Origin of the sequence: Caballeronia sordidicola (genome assembly GCF_002220365.1) — a bacterium.
Lineage (GTDB): Bacteria > Pseudomonadota > Gammaproteobacteria > Burkholderiales > Burkholderiaceae > Caballeronia > Caballeronia sordidicola_C.
In genome coordinates, this window is record NZ_MTHB01000063.1 from 94,019 (window position 1) to 111,855 (window position 17,837).

The following is a 17,837-nucleotide window of genomic DNA, read 5'->3' on the forward strand; positions in this document are numbered from 1 at the left end:
GTTCAGGCTTTGTGATCGTTGTCCGACGCATTAGCAGGTGTGTTGCCGGGCTCTACCGCGGGCGTCGACCTTTTGTCGTCGTCTGCTCGGATCATGCCGAGCCGGCGTCGCCGCGCATCTGCTGCATCGATCTGCGCCTGAACCTCGGGGCTGAGCGCGTCGGTGTTTTTCGGCCCCGCGCCGAGTCTGGCCAGCTCTTCTTTCTTCTGGCGTGCACGGTCCATCGCGGCCTGGATGATGGCGCGCTTTTTTGCCTGCGCGTCGTCGTCGGCCGTGGTGGCGGGCTGGGTCGCCTTTGATTCAACAGATCCATCCGGCTGAGTATCCAGATGCGTATTTGGCTCGACACGTGGCTCACTGCTTGGCTCGGTACCCGACGCCCCGACCATGCGTGCTGCCTTGCGCGCTTCGGCCGCGTCGCGTTCACGTGCGAGGCGTGCCAGGCGCCAGTCGTGCCGCTCGCGCGCCGCGTCGGCTTCCTGCTGGCTCCATGCGTCCCAGCCGGTCTTCTCGGCCGTGACCGGGACCATGGCGATGCAATCGACCGGGCAGGGCGGTATGCACAGGTCGCAGCCGGTGCAGAGCTCGGGGATGATCGTATGCATCTGCTTCGCCGCCCCGATGATTGCATCGACCGGACATGCCTGCAGGCATAGCGTGCATCCGATGCAAAGATTTTCATCGATGATCGCAAGCGGCCGTGGCCGTTCCACACCGTTAGCCGGGTTGAGCGCAATGACAGGCATGCCGAGCAGGCTGGCCAGGCGCACCACGCCCTCCTGTCCGCCCGGCGGGCACTGGTTGTAGTTTGCCTCGCCTGCGGCAATGGCCTCGGCATACGGCCGGCAAGCGGGATAACCGCATTTGGTGCACTGCGTTTGGGGCAGCCGGTCTTCAATCTGGTCAGCGAGAGTATTGGGAGAGGTTGCAGTCACTACGGTCACATTAACGGCTTGCTAACAGCGTGGGGAGGGCGGCGCGGACGGGCTCGTGACCTTGGCGCGAAGGAGTTGCAACACGAACGGTCTGCTCATCTGGCGTTGGCCGGGCCCGTGGGTCAGACAAAACAGCCGATTGCAGACTATTGGCCACTGGCGCGATCCGTATGATCCACATTCGATCCACATTCGATCCGCATTGGGCGACCTCGGGCGGCATTCGTTGACGGCACGTGGGGACATGTCGACCGCTCTGGTTCGCGCTCATTTTTGACGTCATGTTCGAGCGTTTCCGACCGTTGCACGGGAAGCGGCATTATCGCCGAATTTCAAGCTGTTCCCAATCATTCCCAATTGCCAACATGCCAACGATGTGCACATAATCAAATCGCTTTCGATTGACTGCAGGACGGTATCCCCCAATCACGTTGGCGTAACCGATCCATCGCATGCTTCCTGCGGACACGGGAACGCGTGACGCTATTTCGATAACGCGGTTTGTCGATCACAAAGCCACCATGAACCAGCCAAAAATCAAAAGAGATCCCGAGGGTACACGCCGTCGCATCCTGCTCGCCGCCGCAGAGGAATTTGCTGCGGGTGGCTTATTCGGCGCGCGTGTTGACCAGATTGCACGCCGTGCCGAAACCAACGAGCGAATGCTCTACTATTATTTCGGCAGCAAGGAGCAGTTGTTCACGGCTGTGCTCGAACATGCATTCGCCGCACTCACGGACGCTGAAAAGACGCTGGATCTCGATGGAATCGCGCCCGTCGAAGCCATCACGCAACTGGCGCATTTCATCTGGAATTATTATCGTGAGCATCCCGAACTCTTGCGGCTCATCAATAACGAAAATCTGCACGAAGCCCGCTATATAAAGGGTTCCACGCGAATTCGAGAGTTGATTTCGCCGGTGGTCGCCACGCTCGCGAAGATTCTCGAACGTGGTCAGCATGCCGGACTATTTCGCAATAACGTCGACCCGCTGCGCTTTTACGTGACTTTGTCGGGTCTTGGCTATTACATCGTATCGAACCGATTCACGCTCGAAGCCACCTTTGGGCTCGACTTCAGCCGCGACGCCGAACGCGACGAAATCATCAAGATGAACACGGAATTGCTGCTCGCATATTTGCTGCGACGCTGACGCATCGGCTTCCTCGCGGCCACTACGCCACAGAGGGGCCGCAAATGAAACACGCCGCGTTTAACGCAGCGTGTTTTGTCGTGCCAATTAATTTCAGGCAGGTATTTCGTCAGACCGCGATCACGCCGGAATGGCTTCCGTTTTCGGCGCCTTGTCGTGCATGAGAATGAATTCGCGCAGTTGCGGATACACCATTGTGCGCCAGCGGCGTCCCGAGAAAATGCCGTAGTGGCCGGCCTTCTCCGCTATGTAGTGGCGTTTGTTCTTCGCCGCAATGCCGGTGCACAGGTCATGCGCCGCGCGTGTCTGGCCGCTGCCGGATATGTCGTCGAGCTCGCCTTCGATGGTCAGCAGCGCCGTGTTCTTGATGTCCTGGGGACGCACGAGTTCGCCATTGACGTTCCACGTACCTTCGGCCAGGAGAAACTCCTGGAACACAATGCGAATGGTGTCGAGATAGTAGTCGGCGTCCATGTCGAGCACAGCGTTGTATTCGTCGTAGAAGCGGCGATGTTGCTCCGCATCTTCGTCGTCACCACGCATCAGGTTCTGATAAAAGTCCCAATGCGCCGTCACGTGCCGCTCCGGGTTCATGGCGACAAAACCGGCATGCTGCAGAAAGCCCGGATATACCTTGCGGCCTACACCCGGATAGTTTGCCGGCACCGTGTAGATCACGTTGTTCTCGAACCATTCGTATGAATGTTCACTCGCGAGCGAGTTGACCGACGTGGGGCTGCGACGCGCATCAATAGGGCCGCCCATCATGGTCATGGTGCGCGGCGTGTCTTCGCCGCGGCTCGCCATCAGCGAAATGGCGGCGAGCACCGGCACGGTCGGCTGGCACACCGAGATCACGTGCAGGTCCTTCGCGCCAATATGGCGGATGAATTCCTGGATGTACTCCACGTAGTCGTCGAGATGGAACGAGCCGTCTTCGAGCGGCACCATGCGGGCGTCGAGCCAGTCGGTCAGATAGACCTTGTGATCGAGCAGCAGCGTCTTTACCGTGTCGCGCAACAGCGTGGAATGGTGACCCGACAGCGGGGCGCACACCAGCACGATAGGTTCGGTCTTGAGTTCGGTGACCGTGGCGCTGTCGTCCGAGAAACGCTTGAAGCGGATCAGCCTGCAGAAGGGTTTTTCCACCACGATCTGCTCGACGATAGGAATGGCATGGCCGTTCTTCTCGATCTGATGCAGCTCGAACTCTGGCTTTTCGTAGTCCTTGCCCAGGCGGTACAGCAATTCGTAGCCGGCCGCGAGCCGCGTGGAACCAGGCACGTAGGCGAGCGGGCTGGAAGGATTGGTGAACGACTTTGATGCCGCTTCCGCCCATGCCGTAAGGGGACTCAACATGGCCCGCTGAAACTCGTGGAATTGATAGAGCATGTCTGACCTGTATAAAACCGGCTGCGCCCGTGTTCGGGAGCGTGTCCGGCGGTTGGCCTCTATCGGCGGTGGCGTCATGCCGGGGCAGGCTTTCGCTGGTTCCCGGCTCGGCGTGCAGTTCGTCGATTGCACCGCATTGCTGGTGCTGGCAGTTATTCGTTATTACTTTCGTTGTTGCTTATTTGCTTCATGAGGGGTCGCGGGGAATGAGGCAGGGACCGGGAGCGGGCATGAGCCGGCGTTGCGCCTTCTGGGCTGAAAATGGAACAGCACACGAAACACATGCCGGCTAAGCCGTGACACCAGACCCCGATTCAATATTCCGGATTGAAGCCCCGCTTTGAACCCTTGCTTCGAGGCCTCGCTTCGAGGCCTCGCTTGGAAACTCCAATTCGCCGAACGACCGGTCGGAAAGCCTCTTCGATCATAGCCAAGAATGCGCTTTTGTGCAACGCAACATACGTGCTCTTTACCTCTATTCAGCATGAATTTTGCGTCGAAATCGTCAATTTCCGTTAATCATTCGAATCGCATTACGTTTTGCTTTCTTTTGTTGGCACTGCGTCCAAGGGTTTGTCCTGACGCGACGCAGGCTGGCCTGTTGCCTTCGCCATGCCTTGCTCGTGGCGCATCAGGTTCATGCCGGTATGGACGAGCGCGACATGCGAAAACGCCTGCGGAAAGTTACCGACCAGACGTTTCGCGACCGTGTCGTATTCCTCGGCCAGCAGGCCGACGTCGTTGGCGAGACCTAGCAAACGCTCGAACATCGCATACGCTTCCTCGAGGCGTCCCTGCAGCGCGAGATTGTCGACCAGCCAGAAGCTACACGCTAGAAACGTGCCTTCCCCCGGCGGCAGGCCGTCCTGTACTTCCGAAGTGTGATATCGCTTGACCAGTCCGTCGTGCGTGAGATCACGCTCGATGGCGTGGAGCGTGGAGATCACGCGCGGATCTTCCGGCGGAAGAAAACCGAGCAGCGGTATCAGCAGCAAACTGGCATCGAGATCGCCGCCACCGTACGTCTGCGCGAACGAGTTCATTGCCGGATTCCAGCTTTTCTCGCACACGTCCGCGTGAATGGTGCTGCGCATCGTGCGCCAATGGTCGATCGGCCCTTCGAGGCTGAACTGTTCCGCCGATTTGATCGCGCGGTCGTACGCGACCCACGCCATGACCTTCGAGAAGGTGAATTGTTGACGGCCGCCGCGCGTTTCCCAGATGCCTTCATCCGCTTCCTGCCAGATGGTGTCGAGATGATCGAGCATGGCGCGCTGGATCGACCATACGGTGTCATCGCCTTGGAGGCCGCCCACGCGCGCGAGATGCAGCGCATTCATCACTTCGCCGTAGACATCGAGCTGCAACTGGTTGACCGCGCCGTTGCCAATGCGCACGGGCTTGGAGTTCTCGTAACCCGGCAGCCAGTCGGCTTCCCATTCGGGCAAACGCCGCTCGCCCGCAATGCCGTACATGATCTGCACCTGGTCCGGCGACCCGGCCATCACGCGGCCAAGCCATGCCCGCCAGGCACGCGCTTCGTCGTAGTACCCGCTGCGCATCATCGCGAGGAGGGTGATGGTGGCGTCGCGCAACCAGCAGTATCGATAATCCCAGTTGCGCGTGCCGCCCAGTTGCTCCGGCAACGACGTGGTCGGCGCCGCGACAATACCGCCGGTCGGTTCGTAGGCAAGCGCCTTGAGCGTAATCAGCGAGCGGCGGATAGCCGGACCCCAGCGGCCGTCAAGATTGCTGCGTCCCGACCATTCCAGCCAGAAGTTCTCGGTGCGTGCGAACTGCGTATGCGGATCGAGCGCGCGCGGCAGGCGCAAGTGCGATTGCGAATACACGAGCGAGAAGGGGACGCGCTCACCCTCGCTCACGGTGAATTCGCCGACGGTGCGCATGTTCTCGCCGGTGACGTCGATGGGGGTGCGCAACACGCATAGGTCGGGACCGGCGATCGCGCGAATACCGCTTTCGTCGGGGAGACGGCTGACCCAGGGAATGGAGGAGCCGTAGTCGAAACGCAGCACCAGCTCCATTTTCATCTTTACGGTACCGCGCCGGCCCACCACGATGCGCACGAGGTCGGATGCGCCGTCACGGACCGGCATGAAGTCGATGAGTGACACGCGGCCGTCGGGCGTTTCGAAATCGGTTTCCAGGATCAGCGTATCGCCGCGATACCGGCGGGTGATCACAGGGGGTGGGGCGCCGTCCGGCAAGTCGGGCGTGATCAGCCAGCGGCCGTTTTCCGGCGTGCCCAGCAGGGCCGCAAAACATGCGCCGGAGTCGAAGCGCGGCCAGCACAGCCAGTCTATCGAGCCCTCTTTTGAAATCAGGGCGGCGGTGTGGCCATCGCCGATCAGGGCGTAGTCCTCAATCAGTGCGGGCATAGGCTAGGAGATATCGATGCGGCCGCGGTACAGGCGCCGCGTGGTTGTGGGAAGCCAAGCTGTTCCAGTCCTTCGAGCGTTCGATTATGAAGCGCATTCGTTTTTCGCGTTTTTCACGCATGTCCGTCCCACGCGTGTGCCGCCAGTTCCAGTCCGCCACGCCGGATGCAAGTGAGCTTGCAAAAGGCCAAGCAAAACCGCAAGCGCAGGAAGGTTGAAAAAACTTGTGACAAATGTCTAGAATGAATCTTCGCGCCAGACGGGTTTCGCCCAAGGCAGTATCGCCGTGGGTCCGCGGCACCGGACCTGTGATGAACGTCACGCGCTCCTTGCTTGCCTAACGTTTTCGAGGACATCGAAAGTGAAAGCCATGCTGAATCCGTCGAGAGCAGATTGCATCGCCATCCTGTCGGCCGCGAGCCGTATCGTCGATCACACCACGCTCCTGGATCTCAATTACAAGAATCTCGGCCTGTCCCGCAACGGGATGGAAACCGCCGCGTCGTTCCTGATCGAACGCGCCTGTTTCACCCGGCATCGCGAGGTCGACGGGCTTACTGCCGTGGGCGCCTTGTCGCTGCAAGGCAGGATGCGGCTCGACCAGCTCGCCAACAACTGATACTGATTGCGCTGCAGCACGCTGCGCCTTCATCTGTATTCAGAACATTCTTAGCGCGGGATCGCGGATTGCGATCCCGCGTTCAGCGTTTGCGCGTCTTTCGGAACCTCGCTCCAATAACAGCGTCTTATGGACGCGCATTTCGACTATCAGCGCGATGGCGGTGTTCGGGTCGAGGCCGTCAGAAATGTGTCCCGCTCAGTCCGAACACGCCAATCAGTCCGATGATGATGAGGTAAATCGCGACGATGAAGTTGAGCAGGCGCGGCACGATCAGGATCAGAATGCCTGCTATCAGCGCGACCAGCGGTCCGAGGCTCAGATGGATATCCATGGTGACTCCTTGTTGATTTTTTGATGGGAATGGGTCTACATCAGGTCTGCATCATGCGCCGAAGCAGTGACCGGTGACAATTGGGACAATCGGGCGCTTCCCACGGCTCAAGCAACTTGAAACAAGCCTTGAAACAAACCTTGAAACAAGCCCTGAAACAAGCCGTAATAACGAACGATCAGGAGGCGGTATGCAATTGGCGGATTTCACTCATTTTCCTCGTTTGACGCGTTTTACCCGTCGGTTTCCTTCGACGCTCCGTCTCCGGGGCTTCGCTCCTACGCAAACATCGTGCCGCGCCATTGGGCCGGTGCGTTTGTCTAAGCCTGGCAGTCAGTCCGGACGGCTGCGATTGACGTCGAAAGGTGTCGCGGCGGGGGTTGCCGCCGTGTTGTCGCTTGCTGCTGCGCAAGCCTTCGCGCAAGGGGCGGGAACCGCCGCGGGCACCGGCATGTCAGCGACGGCTACCGGCGCTGCCGATAACGGCGTATTCGACTTGCTCGTAGGCACGTACACCGGCAGCGGCAAGAGCGAGGGTATCTATGTGTACCGGTTCGATGCGAGCACCGGTGCGATCACGCGCCTTTCATCCGCACAGACGGTGAATCCGTCTTACCTCGTGGTGAGCCGCGATCGTCAGCATGTCTACGCGGTCAACGAGCTGCCCGGCGATAATGGTCCCGCGTCGCAACGCGGCGGCATCAGCGCGTTCCGCTTCGATCCGCCGAGCGGGCAGCTCACCTTCGTGAACCGCGTCTCTTCCGATGGCAACGATCCCGCGTACCTCGCTTTATCGCCGGATGGCCGTTATCTGCTGACCGCCAACTACTCGGTCGCATCGAATCCGGGCGGCAGCTTTGCCGTGTTTCCACTGGAAGGTGACCGGGTTGATCCGTCGGTACTCACCGTGCATCACGACGGTAGCGGTCCGGTGAAAGGGCGTCAGGACAATTCCCATGTGCACTCGACAGTGTTTTCACCCGACGGCCGCTACCTGTTCGCGCAGGACCTGGGGGCGGACAAGATCTACTCTTATAGATACACGCCCGACGGCAGCCGCGGCTTGTTCGGGCCGACCGAGTCGCGTTATACGCTGGTGAAACCGGGTTCCGGGCCGCGTCACCTGATCTTCGATCAGGCCGCCAAACACGCTTACCTCACGACCGAAATGAATGCGTCGGTATCGGTGTACGACTATGACGACGGCAAGCTCACGTTGCGGCAAACCCTGTCGATGGCCGCGCCCGGTTTCAAGGGCAAGGTGGGTGGCAGCGCGATCCATCTGTCGCCGGACGGTCGTTTCCTCTATGCCACCAATCGCGGTGACGCAAACGAAATTCTGACCTACGCCGTGGATCCGTCCGATGGTCATCTCAAGCTGCTCGACCGGCGTTCGTCGCTTGGCAAGTCGCCGCGCGAATTTGCTATCGATCCGACCGGGCGCTGGCTGATTGTCGGCAATCAGGACAGCGACAGCGTCTATTTTTTCCGGCGCAATCCGGACACGGGCGAACTTGCGTCTGATCCGAAACGCCTGGAGATTGGGTCACCGGTCGATTTCAAGTTTGTTTCGCCATCCTGAAGATAGCTTCTCCAACTGCGCGGGTCGTGTGTCGTGGGTCGTCAGTGGTTCGCGGCTCGCACGGTTTTCTCAAGTAACGGGTTTTGGTTTAACCAGTAAGGCCGGGGTTGTCTCGCGGGGTTGTCTCGCGGGGTTATCTTGATTAAGAAGGAATTCAACGTTGAACATTACGTCAGCACCAAGCAAGGAGTCTGGTCCCACCGCCGGCAGCACCGCCGGGAGTACGTCTGCGGACGCGCCCACACCGCCGGGTTTCATCTGTGCGTTCCGGTTTGCCGGCGCGGAGGCTTTACGGTTGTCCTGGGACGAGGCGCGCCGCGAGATTGCGGGCGATGGCCCGACGTGGCTGCATTTGAGTGCAAACGACGACACCGTCGAAAGCTGGCTGACTGGCGTGACCGCCATGCCCGATGTCGCCCGTGAATTCCTGAACGGTGAGGACAAGCGCCCGCGTGTGCACATGGGCGGGACGTTCATGTACGGCGTGGTGGCGGATCTGGAGCGCGTCGCGGAAACGCCCGACGCCGATCCGAACGCGCAGGCCACGCGCCGGGCGACGGGCGCGCTGCGCTTTTACGTCGATAAGAACCGCATGATCACGGTGCGCGCGCAGCCGCTGCAATCGACCGACCGGCTGCGTCATGCCGTGCTCGAAGGCGCCGTGTTCCGCGATACCGTCGATCTTTTCGCCGGCCTGATTCGCGCGTTGAACGAGACGTTCGCGGATCGGATTGATGAAATCGGCGACCGGCTCGACGACGTGGAGGAGGGGGTGCTCGACGGCCGTCATTCAAACTGGCGCGCGGAGCTGGGGTCGGTGCGGCGGCGGCTGGTGGAAGTAAAGCGGTTCGTGGATCCTGAGCGCAACGCGCTCACGCAACTGGTGATGCGGCGGCTGGAGTGGGCGGAACCCCGGTCTATGGAAACGCTGGTCCAGGCCATTCAGGTGCTCAACGGACTGGCCGCCGGGCTCGAAGCGCAGTATGAGCGCTCGAAGCTTCTGCAGGACGAGATTGCCGCGTTGCTCTCGGAGGACATCAACCGCAAGCTGCTGTGGCTCGCGGTCATGTCCGCGTTGCTGATGCCCGCAACGCTCGTATCCGGTATCTTCGGGATGAACGTGGCTGGGCTGCCCGGCACGCACGACGGTCATTCGTTCTTGATCGTGATGGGCGTGATGGCCGTTTGCGCCGCCTTTACGCTGTATCTGTTGCGGCGTTTTCGGTTGTGGTGAAGTGATGCGTTCGATGGCCGATCCCCAGGCTATGGTTCTGCAACCTTGCCTTGGGCACCGGTCATCTGATAATGGCTTATTCCGATGGTCCCGGGGCGAGCACTTCGCGGTTCCCATTCGTGCCCATCGGTGAAACCAGGCCCGCTGTTTCCATCTGTTCGACCAACCGCGCTGCGCGGTTATAGCCAATGCGCAATTGCCGCTGCACTGACGAAATCGATGCCCGGCGCGTGCGCAACACGAACGACACGGCTTCGTCGTAGAGCGGATCGGCTTCGGCATCCGGCGTATCGCCGAACAGGTCCGGCGTGCCACCTTCGGGCGTCGGTCCCGACAAGATCCCTTCCTCGTACTCCGGTTCGCCGAACTGCTTCAGATACTCGACGACGCTATGCACTTCCTCGTCCGCGACAAACGCGCCATGCACGCGTTGCGGATAGCCGGTGCCGGGCGGCAGGAACAACATATCGCCGGCACCAAGCAGGGATTCCGCGCCCATCTGGTCGAGGATCGTGCGCGAATCGATCTTCGATGACACCTGAAACGCCACTCGCGTTGGAATGTTCGCCTTGATCAGCCCGGTGATCACATCCACCGATGGCCGTTGCGTCGCGAGAATCAGGTGAATGCCGGCGGCGCGCGCCTTTTGCGCCAGCCGCGCGATCAACTGCTCGATCTGCTTGCCCGCGACCATCATCAAGTCGGCGAGCTCGTCGATCACGACGACGATCATCGGCAGCTTGGCGAGCGGTTCGGGCGCGTCGGGTGTGAGCGAGAACGGGTTCGTCAGCTTCTTGCCCGCAGCTTCGGCATTGCGGATTTTCTGGTTGAAACCCTGCAGATTGCGCACGCCCACCGCCGACATCAGCTTGTAGCGCTTCTCCATTTCCCCGACACACCAGTTCAGCGCGTTCGCGGCCAGCTTCATGTCGGTGACCACCGGCGCGAGCAGATGCGGAATGCCTTCGTACACCGACAACTCCAGCATCTTCGGGTCGATCATGATCAGGCGCACGTCTTCCGGTTTTGCCTTGTAGAGCAGCGACAGGATCATCGCGTTGATCGCCACCGATTTGCCCGAACCCGTCGTGCCCGCGACCAGCATGTGCGGCGCGCGCGCGAGGTCGGTCACGACCGGATTGCCGACGATGTCCTTGCCCATCGCAATCGTGAGGAACGACTTCGAGTCGCGATACACATCGGCTTCAAGGATTTCGGAGAGCCGGATCATCTGCCGTTTGGCGTTCGGCAGTTCGAGCCCCATGCAGGTCTTGCCGGGAATCGTTTCGACCACGCGGATGGACGTCAGCCCGAGCCCGCGTGAAAGGTCTTTCATCAGGCCGACGATCTGGCTACCGCGCACGCCCAGCGCCGGTTCGACTTCGAAGCGCGTGATGACCGGTCCCGCCGATGCGCCGACCACGGTCACCGGTACTTTGAATTCCTGCAGGCGCTGCTCGATCAACTGGCCCGTTTCGGCGAGATGTTGTTCGGAGACGGGTTCGACTTCGTCGGATGCGGGTTCGAGGAGATCGAGGCCGGGAAGATCGACGGCCGACGCGGCGGGCGCGTGGAACTCGAATTCGGTCGCGATAAAACCGCGTACAGGTGGCCGGGACTCGGGTTGCTGCGGAGGTGTTTCAGGCGCAGGAGCCGCGCTCGCGCTCGCACTCGCACTCGCATTGGCGCGCGGGAAGTGGACGACGTTCGACGCGTGGTCGTGGCTCGGATCCGCTTGTTCTTCTGTCGCGATTTCCCATTCCGTTTGCGCCGCTTGGCCGGATGGCGTTTGCGTTTGTGTCGCGTATCCGTTCGGGACGAGAGGGACGGACGGGGTGCTGGTGCTGGTTTGGACGTTTGCGTTGGTTGCGTCCGGCGTGGCGTGTGGTGGATCGACGACCCGGAACGGCGGACGGGCGGCGCCCGCATCGGCTTGCCACGGCGGTGTGTGGACCTGACCCGTGGACGCGGTTGCGTGGCTTTCCGATAGCGGTGATGCCGGTGTCGCCGGTGCGATGTCACGCGTCGTCTGCACGGGGTGCGACTGACCAGCGCGGACAGCCCATGGCGGGAGATCGGCGAGATGAACCGGCGTGTGCGCCGGCTCATGCGTTTGCGTCGAGGGTGGCGTATTGGGCGACGTCTCCGGCTGCGTCGGCTCGCGAACGTTAGTCTGAGCGCCCGAGGCGAAGGTGTAGCCGTCGCGTAACGAAGCGCTCGACGAATACGTGCCCGCAACACTCGATGCCGTCATCGACGCAACACCTTCCGCCATTCCCGGCTGGTCGGCCTGGTTCGCGGATAGGTTGGTTATCGGTGATGGAGTATTCGTGCCTGACGACGGAGGCGAATCGGAGGCGATTGTGGCCTTCGCAAGATCGGTCGCGTCCGGTATCGCCGTGCCAGAGGTTGCGTGACTCGCGAGACCAGCACTGACCGACGAAGCTGAAACGGCAGGGGGCGCAAACGCTGACACCAGGCAAGCTGCAGGCGTTGCAATAGTCGAGGACGCCGGGAGAACGGAAATCGCAGAACCAGCCGAAGTGGCCAGCGCGTGGGAAGTACCCGAAGTACCCGAAGCGTTCAGCGCCGCTGCATCGTGTTCCTTATCCGCAGCGCTCGTATCTGGCAACGTTCCCGGTTCCCGCGCGGTATCAACGCCACCCGCGTGCGTGGTCCATTGCGCCGTGCTCTGCTCGATGGAGCGCAGCGTCTCCTTGATACGTTCAGGTGCCGGCGGCGGACCGGCAGGCTTGGCGGAAACCGACTCGGATGCTGTTGTCGCAGCAAAAAAAGAGTCTCTCGATACGACCGGAGGAACCGACCTGCCACGGGCCGGGTTCATCGAAGTATTGCTCGATGCGGCGTGAGAAACGCTGGAGGAACCCGACGCGCGAACGGCGCCCGGCGCACTCCGGTTCAGCGACGAACGCGACACGTCTGGACGCCGTGACGCGCCAGTATCCGCAGGACGCTCGGTTCCCCGCGTGGTCGATGTGTGGGCAGGATTCGGCGGCATGGCACCCGCGGCTCCCCCCGCCGTTCTCCCCGCCGCGCTCGCGACCCGCGTGATGCCAGCCGATCCGGCGCCCGTCGCCGCCGCGGGCGCGTTCACGCCAGGTGCCCTTTCCCGCGTTCCTGTCGACGTTCCCGACCCCGAACCTGTCTTCAGCCAACCAGCCGGCGCGATCGGTTCGAGCGGCTCCCGAGGTCCTGCTCCACGACCGCTGTGCGAAGCGGCAGGGCGTGCATCGGGGAAGCGGTCCGAATAGCTGTCTTTGCCGGCAACCGGTTCACGATGTGTCGGCGACAAGGATTCGATCGGGCGTGCTGCCTCGGGGCCACGCAGTGGCCGCCCGGCATCGCTGCGCCGCGCTGGCTGGGGACGCCAGACGGTCGGGCGCTGATAGCGACCGCTTGGGCGTTGCGTTGCGCTCGGCAAGCCGAGTGCCGGAGCATCGTTGGAGGTTCTTCCCGAAGTCGTGACGCCGCTCCCAGCCGCACTTCCCGCCTTGAAACTGCCGAGACCGTTGCCGGCCCCCCGCGTTTCCGCCTTCTCGCGCGATGCCCGGGCACGCGCCGGCTTCTCGCGGACCGTCCGTTCCCGTGGTGTGAGCCACTCGGGTTTGAGGCCCAGGCCGAACGCGCCGTTTGCCCAGCCAAGGGTTTCGCGCCATTGGAACCCGCAGAGCCACGGCAAGCTGATGAAAAACACGACGGCCGCGCCGGCACCCACGCTCAGCGCCGCCGGCGTGCTCACGACGCCGGCATGCCCGCCCAGGCCGAGCAGCAGCGCGCGGCCGAGATGGTCGACATCAACTGCGAATGCGAACGAATGGAACAACGCGGCTTCGAGCGAGCAGCTCGCGAGAAGCACGCAGAAGAAACCGAGCCAAAGCCGGATCGTGCCCGGACCGCGCAGACCGCCGCCGTTGGGAAGAACGGACTTGACGATGCGCCAGAGAAGGGGGATGAACCAGACGGCCGAAGCACCGAACCAGCCGAAAACTACCGTGTGCATGCAAGGAACCAGGAATGATGTAAGCGATGTGAGCTGCGAACCCAGGCTCAGACAAAGGTGAATCGATACCACCGAGTTTAACCGCCATGAACGCGGCGAGGGCGGGCGGCGCTCAAGCGATCAAGCATTCGGCCGAAGGTGACGATGGGTACATGGAGACGATGTTGGCCGGGTCAGGCGGACGTTCATTGGACGTTCACATCCGCCTGAAACGCAACGGCGTCCCTTCAACCTGCACCCTGAGCCTGCACCCTCAAAAACCTCAACCCGCGAAACCGGCCTGCATCGATCTCAAGGTTGTGCGCCTTGTGTGAACGTCATCACGTCGCCGTTCTTGAGCGTGATCTGCAATTGTTGCGGCGGCTGCATTTGCACGCCGGTCTTTTCGATATCCGCCAGCCCCTGGAGAAACGGTTGCTCGAGCGCGCTGCCAGGCCCCGGCGCACAGGCCATCCGCGTACTGGCAAGGGGGCCAAAAGAGAGCTCGCCGCCGGCCAGATCGTAGGTGCCGGTGAAACGGTTGCAACCGGAAAAGCCGTTCGTCTTGCGTTGGCCGCCTTGCGTCGAAAAATTCAGGGTGATCGGCGCTCCGCCAGTGCTACCGCCTGCGGCGCCAGCCGGATTGGACGGGACCGGGCGCATCTTGCCGTCGGCATTCGCCCAACTGGTGAGCTGCCATTGGGTATCGTCGAGAAGCTGGGTCGCGGCCGGGTTGTAAGGATCGGTCGGCGGCGCGGCGCTGTCCGGATGTGTCGGCATCGTGCACCCTGCTAACGCGGTGCCGAAAGCGATGGTCACGACCGACACCAGGGCGGCAAATGAGGGCCTGAAACGCGGGAACGCAGCATGGACCCGGTTGCGCGCCGAAACACGCGCAGTTGGCGAGCGGGAAGGCTGCATCGACATGGAATTTCCTTAAGGCTGGCAAAACCGTAAGGGTATCGCACTCGTCCTAAGATTGACCAAGCCAGATTGCGGCAAAGTCACTGCAACATGTAAAGAAAAGTTAGCCGAGCCTCCCGCTCGATGAAGCGAAAACCCCGTAGCGGTTAGCCGGCGCCCGACCTCGAGGCCATCCCGGATCTGGCCGGCTGCGCCCGGAAACGCAACACCGATCGTCTCCTGAAAAGGGTGCGCGTGTTAACATTGCGGGCTTGACCGGCCTCTTTTTCTGGAGCATCCATGCAGAGCGCGAAGTCCGCTGCGTCCGCCGTTTCTTCCCCTCAATCCGGCATGCAGCCGATGCAGCAGCCGGTGAAAATCGGCACGCCGCTCACGCCTGGCGCGACGCGCGTGATGCTGCTCGGCGCGGGCGAACTCGGCAAGGAAGTGATCATCGCGTTGCAGCGGCTCGGCGTGGAGACGATCGCGGTCGACCGCTACGCCGACGCCCCCGGCCATCAGGTCGCGCATCGTTCGCACGTGATCGACATGACCGACGGCGCCGCGTTGCGCGCGCTGATCGAAGCGGAACGGCCGCATTTGATCGTGCCGGAGATCGAGGCCATAGCAACCGATACCCTCGCTGAAATCGAAGCCGAGCGGCTCGCCGTCGTAATCCCGACCGCGCGCGCGACGCAACTCACGATGAACCGCGAAGGCATTCGCCGTCTAGCCGCCGAAACGCTTGGGCTTCCGACGTCGCCGTATGCGTTCGCCGAGTCGCTTGACGAGATGACGGCGGCCGTCGGCAAGATCGGTTTTCCGTGCGTGGTGAAACCGGTGATGTCGTCGTCAGGCAAGGGGCAGTCCGTGCTCAAAAGCACCGCGGATATTGAACCGGCCTGGCAGCACGCGATGGCCGGCGGGCGCGTCAATCATGGGCGTGTGATCGTGGAAGGGTTTATCGACTTCGAGTACGAGATCACGCAGCTCACCGTGCGCGCGCTCAGTCCGGAAACGGGCGATCTGCAGACGTATTTCTGCGAACCGATCGGCCATGTCCAGGTGGCGGGCGACTACGTGGAATCGTGGCAGCCACAGGCAATGAGTGCCGCCGCGCTTGCGAAATCGCGCGATGTCGCGGCAAAAGTGACGACGGCCCTGGGCGGCCGCGGATTGTTCGGGGTCGAATTGTTCGTGCGCGGCGACGACGTCTGGTTTTCCGAAGTCAGCCCGCGACCGCATGACACAGGCCTGGTCACGCTCGCCACGCAGCGCTTCTCCGAATTCGACCTGCACGCGCGCGCGATCCTCGGTCTTCCCGTCGATACAACGTTGCGCGCGCCGGGTGCATCGGCGGTGATCTATGGCGGCCTGGACGAAGCGGGCGTCGCGTTCGAAGGTGTCGCTGACGCGCTCGCCGTGCCTGATTCGGACCTGCGCCTGTTCGGCAAACCGGAAAGTTTTACGAAGCGGCGCATGGGTGTTGCGCTAGCAACCGGACGCGATACTGACGAAGCGCGGGAACGCGCGAAGCTGGCCGCGTCTAAGGTAAGACCCGTCTCTACTCGATGACGGCAACACGCCGCTGGCAGCGAGCATGTCGCAACCGGCACGGAGGTTTCAAGTGAAATGGTGTGCAATGGTCGCGCTGTGCGCGGCGTTGGTCGGTTTGGCCGGGTGTGGTGTTGCGGCGGCGCCTTGCCGGGTGGCATCGGCGGGATTGAAGATGGTGCCGCTGGTCGGCCATGTGGCGGCGGCGCCGACCGATGCGTGCGCGGGCGTGATCGATCCTTGAACGCCGTCCGGCGCAGCGTCTGGCCGCCACAGAGAGGAAACCAAAGGACAGCACAATGAAACGAGTTATCGAACGAACGTACCTGATAGCCAGGACCAGCCGGGCGCTCAGGCCGTTCGCCGCGACATTGGGCGCGCTGTGCCTGATGTCGGCAACCCAGACGGCGTTCGCCATGCCGCTGACCGTGCCGCAGATCCAGACGGCGACGACCAACACGATTCGCTATAAATGCAGTGGTGGCAACGCGTTGACTGTTCAATACATGAACACGAAGAACAAGCAGAGCTTCGCGCTGCTCACCGTGGATGACCGCAAGATGCTGTTCGTGAACGTGCTCGCGGCGTCCGGCGCGAAATATGTCGGCGATCGCTTCACGTGGTGGACGAAAGGCCCGGAAGGCACACTCACGGATGAGACCGCCGATCCCAAGGCCGCCCCGCTGTTGTCGGAATGCAAGACGGGTTAACGGCGCTTGCCGAGCATGCCGGCAAGCGCGCCCAGCGTGCGCATGAACGCTGGCGTGAAGCCTGCCGCGTGCGCATCGTCGGGCGCGACGCCGGCCCCGTCGAGGAAGGCGAGCGCGAGCGCGTCCGGCTGCGCGGCAGTGTTGGAGCCGGCTGGAAGGGGCTGGCTCGCCGCCATCGTCATTGATGGACGGGCGCCGTAGCCGCCAGGACGCGGCGCGGGGGCCATGATGCGCAAGGTGGCGATATGCGAAGCAGGCGTCTTTGTCTTCTCAGCCGTCTGCGCCGTGTCCTCCGTCTCCGGGATCGGTGCGGCGATCTTCACGCGCATTGGGCTCAGGTACGCGGGGGTGTTGTCGCGGATCGCGTTGTCTGGTGCCACGGGGGCGTCGGCTTGTGCGTCAAAGCGTGCATCGATTGGCGCGTTGAAGGCTTCGGGCGCCGTGGCGAGAATGTCGCCGAACAATCCCATCGATTCCGCCGCGCGTCCCGCCGGTCCCAGTCCCTTTCGGCTTGCGCCACCAAAGAGCGCAAGCGGATCGACGGGCAGGCCGAGCAGGTCGTCGAGATCGGTGGGTGCGGTTTTTTCGCCCGTCTTGGGCGTGGACATGTCCCAGTAGTCGTCGACCGGCGGACGATAGTGCAGCGGACCCTTGTCCGCGCTTGCCACCGACACCTGCAGCACATAAGCGCCGATGTTCACGATATCCCCGGCGACGAGACGCGTCTGCTCACCCGGCGCGAGCAGCCCTCCGTTGACGGCGATCCTCGCCTGCGCGCTTCGGTTGACAAGCTGCCAGCCGTCCTTGTCCGCGACGACGGCGGCGTGCCGCTCGGCCACCGAGTTGTCGTCAGGAAGCATGAGAGCGTTGGCAGCGTCACGGCCGATGGTGCCACCCGCCGCATTAAACTGCGCGCGAGCGCCGCCGGTGCGTGCCTGGCCGTGGCTCGCGATGATAGTCAAGCCGAGCGTCGACGAAAACATGGGTTACTCCTCCTTATTTATTTGACGAAGTCGCCGGT

The 17,837-nt window shown here is 62.2% G+C and carries 15 protein-coding genes; 8 read left to right on the plus strand and 7 right to left on the minus strand.

The window, feature by feature from the left end; translation table 11 throughout:
• Positions 1 to 2: 2 nt before the first annotated feature.
• Positions 3 to 944 (minus strand): electron transport complex subunit RsxB, encoded by a 942-nt coding sequence (rsxB, locus tag BSU04_RS11200; protein WP_373452819.1) that lies wholly within the window; start codon positions 942 to 944, stop codon positions 3 to 5.
• A gap of 512 nt (positions 945 to 1,456) precedes the next feature.
• Between rsxB and BSU04_RS11205 the strand changes: the two genes are divergently transcribed.
• Positions 1,457 to 2,089 (plus strand): TetR/AcrR family transcriptional regulator, encoded by a 633-nt coding sequence (locus tag BSU04_RS11205; RefSeq protein WP_089160752.1) that lies wholly within the window; start codon positions 1,457 to 1,459, stop codon positions 2,087 to 2,089.
• A gap of 120 nt (positions 2,090 to 2,209) precedes the next feature.
• On the opposite strand, the gene BSU04_RS11210 is transcribed toward BSU04_RS11205, so the two are convergent.
• Positions 2,210 to 3,481 carry a polyhydroxyalkanoate depolymerase gene (locus BSU04_RS11210; protein ID WP_089160673.1) on the minus strand — a complete coding sequence of 424 codons (1,272 nt, stop codon included), beginning with the start codon at positions 3,479 to 3,481 and terminating at the stop codon, positions 2,210 to 2,212.
• On the opposite strand from BSU04_RS11210, the gene BSU04_RS45315 reads away from it, so the two are divergent.
• Positions 3,480 to 3,674, plus strand: coding sequence for a hypothetical protein (locus tag BSU04_RS45315; RefSeq protein ID WP_144021196.1), 195 nt, complete (start codon positions 3,480 to 3,482; stop codon positions 3,672 to 3,674). The genes BSU04_RS11210 and BSU04_RS45315 overlap by 2 nt on opposite strands.
• 340 nt (positions 3,675 to 4,014) lie before the next feature.
• Here the strand turns inward: BSU04_RS45315 and BSU04_RS11215 are convergent, their stop codons facing one another.
• Entirely contained in the window at positions 4,015 to 5,880 is a 1,866-nt protein-coding gene (locus BSU04_RS11215; RefSeq protein ID WP_089160674.1) for a glycoside hydrolase family 15 protein, read from the minus strand.
• Positions 5,881 to 6,250: 370 nt separating this feature from the next.
• On the opposite strand from BSU04_RS11215, the gene BSU04_RS11220 reads away from it, so the two are divergent.
• Positions 6,251 to 6,499: a hypothetical protein gene (locus BSU04_RS11220; RefSeq protein WP_089160675.1), complete on the plus strand. Its 249-nt coding sequence runs from the start codon at positions 6,251 to 6,253 to the stop codon at positions 6,497 to 6,499.
• Between the two features lie 181 nt (positions 6,500 to 6,680).
• Here the strand turns inward: BSU04_RS11220 and BSU04_RS11225 are convergent, their stop codons facing one another.
• On the minus strand, positions 6,681 to 6,833 hold the full coding sequence (locus BSU04_RS11225; protein WP_089160676.1) for a DUF3096 domain-containing protein: 153 nt from the start codon (positions 6,831 to 6,833) through the stop codon (positions 6,681 to 6,683).
• A gap of 352 nt (positions 6,834 to 7,185) precedes the next feature.
• Between BSU04_RS11225 and BSU04_RS11230 the strand changes: the two genes are divergently transcribed.
• Positions 7,186 to 8,415, plus strand: coding sequence for a lactonase family protein (locus BSU04_RS11230; protein ID WP_373452820.1), 1,230 nt, complete (start codon positions 7,186 to 7,188; stop codon positions 8,413 to 8,415).
• 160 nt (positions 8,416 to 8,575) lie between these two features.
• The gene (locus tag BSU04_RS11235) at positions 8,576 to 9,649 is read left to right on the plus strand and encodes a transporter (protein ID WP_256982492.1); all 1,074 of its coding nucleotides are present in this window, start codon (positions 8,576 to 8,578) and stop codon (positions 9,647 to 9,649) included.
• Between the two features lie 76 nt (positions 9,650 to 9,725).
• On the opposite strand, the gene BSU04_RS11240 is transcribed toward BSU04_RS11235, so the two are convergent.
• Together BSU04_RS11240 and BSU04_RS11250 are read right to left on the minus strand one after the other, a co-directional pair.
• Positions 9,726 to 13,670, minus strand: coding sequence for a DNA translocase FtsK (locus BSU04_RS11240; protein ID WP_089160678.1), 3,945 nt, complete (start codon positions 13,668 to 13,670; stop codon positions 9,726 to 9,728).
• A 291-nt stretch (positions 13,671 to 13,961) separates the two neighbouring features.
• Positions 13,962 to 14,576 carry an META domain-containing protein gene (locus BSU04_RS11250; protein ID WP_256982493.1) on the minus strand — a complete coding sequence of 205 codons (615 nt, stop codon included), beginning with the start codon at positions 14,574 to 14,576 and terminating at the stop codon, positions 13,962 to 13,964.
• A 336-nt stretch (positions 14,577 to 14,912) separates the two neighbouring features.
• Between BSU04_RS11250 and purT the strand changes: the two genes are divergently transcribed.
• The 3 genes from purT (at position 14,913) to BSU04_RS11260 (ending at position 16,816) form a co-directional block, all read left to right on the plus strand.
• Positions 14,913 to 16,127, plus strand: coding sequence for a formate-dependent phosphoribosylglycinamide formyltransferase (gene purT / locus BSU04_RS11255; RefSeq protein WP_089160755.1), 1,215 nt, complete (start codon positions 14,913 to 14,915; stop codon positions 16,125 to 16,127).
• Positions 16,128 to 16,194: 67 nt separating this feature from the next.
• Positions 16,195 to 16,350 carry a DUF6726 family protein gene (locus BSU04_RS46405; RefSeq protein ID WP_306427184.1) on the plus strand — a complete coding sequence of 52 codons (156 nt, stop codon included), beginning with the start codon at positions 16,195 to 16,197 and terminating at the stop codon, positions 16,348 to 16,350.
• Between the two features lie 55 nt (positions 16,351 to 16,405).
• Entirely contained in the window at positions 16,406 to 16,816 is a 411-nt protein-coding gene (locus tag BSU04_RS11260; protein ID WP_373452821.1) for an MliC family protein, read from the plus strand.
• On the opposite strand, the gene BSU04_RS11265 is transcribed toward BSU04_RS11260, so the two are convergent.
• The gene (locus BSU04_RS11265) at positions 16,813 to 17,799 is read right to left on the minus strand and encodes an FHA domain-containing protein (protein ID WP_089160680.1); all 987 of its coding nucleotides are present in this window, start codon (positions 17,797 to 17,799) and stop codon (positions 16,813 to 16,815) included. The genes BSU04_RS11260 and BSU04_RS11265 overlap by 4 nt on opposite strands.
• Positions 17,800 to 17,837 lie beyond the last annotated feature (38 nt).

What these genes read in the sequence shown, in the direction of transcription:
- BSU04_RS11205 (WP_089160752.1), top strand. Translation starts at nt 1,457, where the DNA reads ATGAACCAGCCAAAAATCAAAAGAGATCCCGAGGGTACACGCCGTCGC.
- BSU04_RS11220 (WP_089160675.1), top strand. Translation starts at nt 6,251, where the DNA reads ATGCTGAATCCGTCGAGAGCAGATTGCATCGCCATCCTGTCGGCCGCG.
- BSU04_RS45315 (WP_144021196.1), top strand. Translation starts at nt 3,480, where the DNA reads ATGTCTGACCTGTATAAAACCGGCTGCGCCCGTGTTCGGGAGCGTGTC.
- BSU04_RS11250 (WP_256982493.1), bottom strand. Translation starts at nt 14,576, where the DNA reads ATGTCGATGCAGCCTTCCCGCTCGCCAACTGCGCGTGTTTCGGCGCGC.
- BSU04_RS11260 (WP_373452821.1), top strand. Translation starts at nt 16,406, where the DNA reads ATGAAACGAGTTATCGAACGAACGTACCTGATAGCCAGGACCAGCCGG.
- BSU04_RS46405 (WP_306427184.1), top strand. Translation starts at nt 16,195, where the DNA reads ATGGTCGCGCTGTGCGCGGCGTTGGTCGGTTTGGCCGGGTGTGGTGTT.
- BSU04_RS11240 (WP_089160678.1), bottom strand. Translation starts at nt 13,670, where the DNA reads ATGCACACGGTAGTTTTCGGCTGGTTCGGTGCTTCGGCCGTCTGGTTC.
- BSU04_RS11265 (WP_089160680.1), bottom strand. Translation starts at nt 17,799, where the DNA reads ATGTTTTCGTCGACGCTCGGCTTGACTATCATCGCGAGCCACGGCCAG.
- BSU04_RS11210 (WP_089160673.1), bottom strand. Translation starts at nt 3,481, where the DNA reads ATGCTCTATCAATTCCACGAGTTTCAGCGGGCCATGTTGAGTCCCCTT.
- purT (WP_089160755.1), top strand. Translation starts at nt 14,913, where the DNA reads ATGCAGCAGCCGGTGAAAATCGGCACGCCGCTCACGCCTGGCGCGACG.
- BSU04_RS11215 (WP_089160674.1), bottom strand. Translation starts at nt 5,880, where the DNA reads ATGCCCGCACTGATTGAGGACTACGCCCTGATCGGCGATGGCCACACC.
- BSU04_RS11225 (WP_089160676.1), bottom strand. Translation starts at nt 6,833, where the DNA reads ATGGATATCCATCTGAGCCTCGGACCGCTGGTCGCGCTGATAGCAGGC.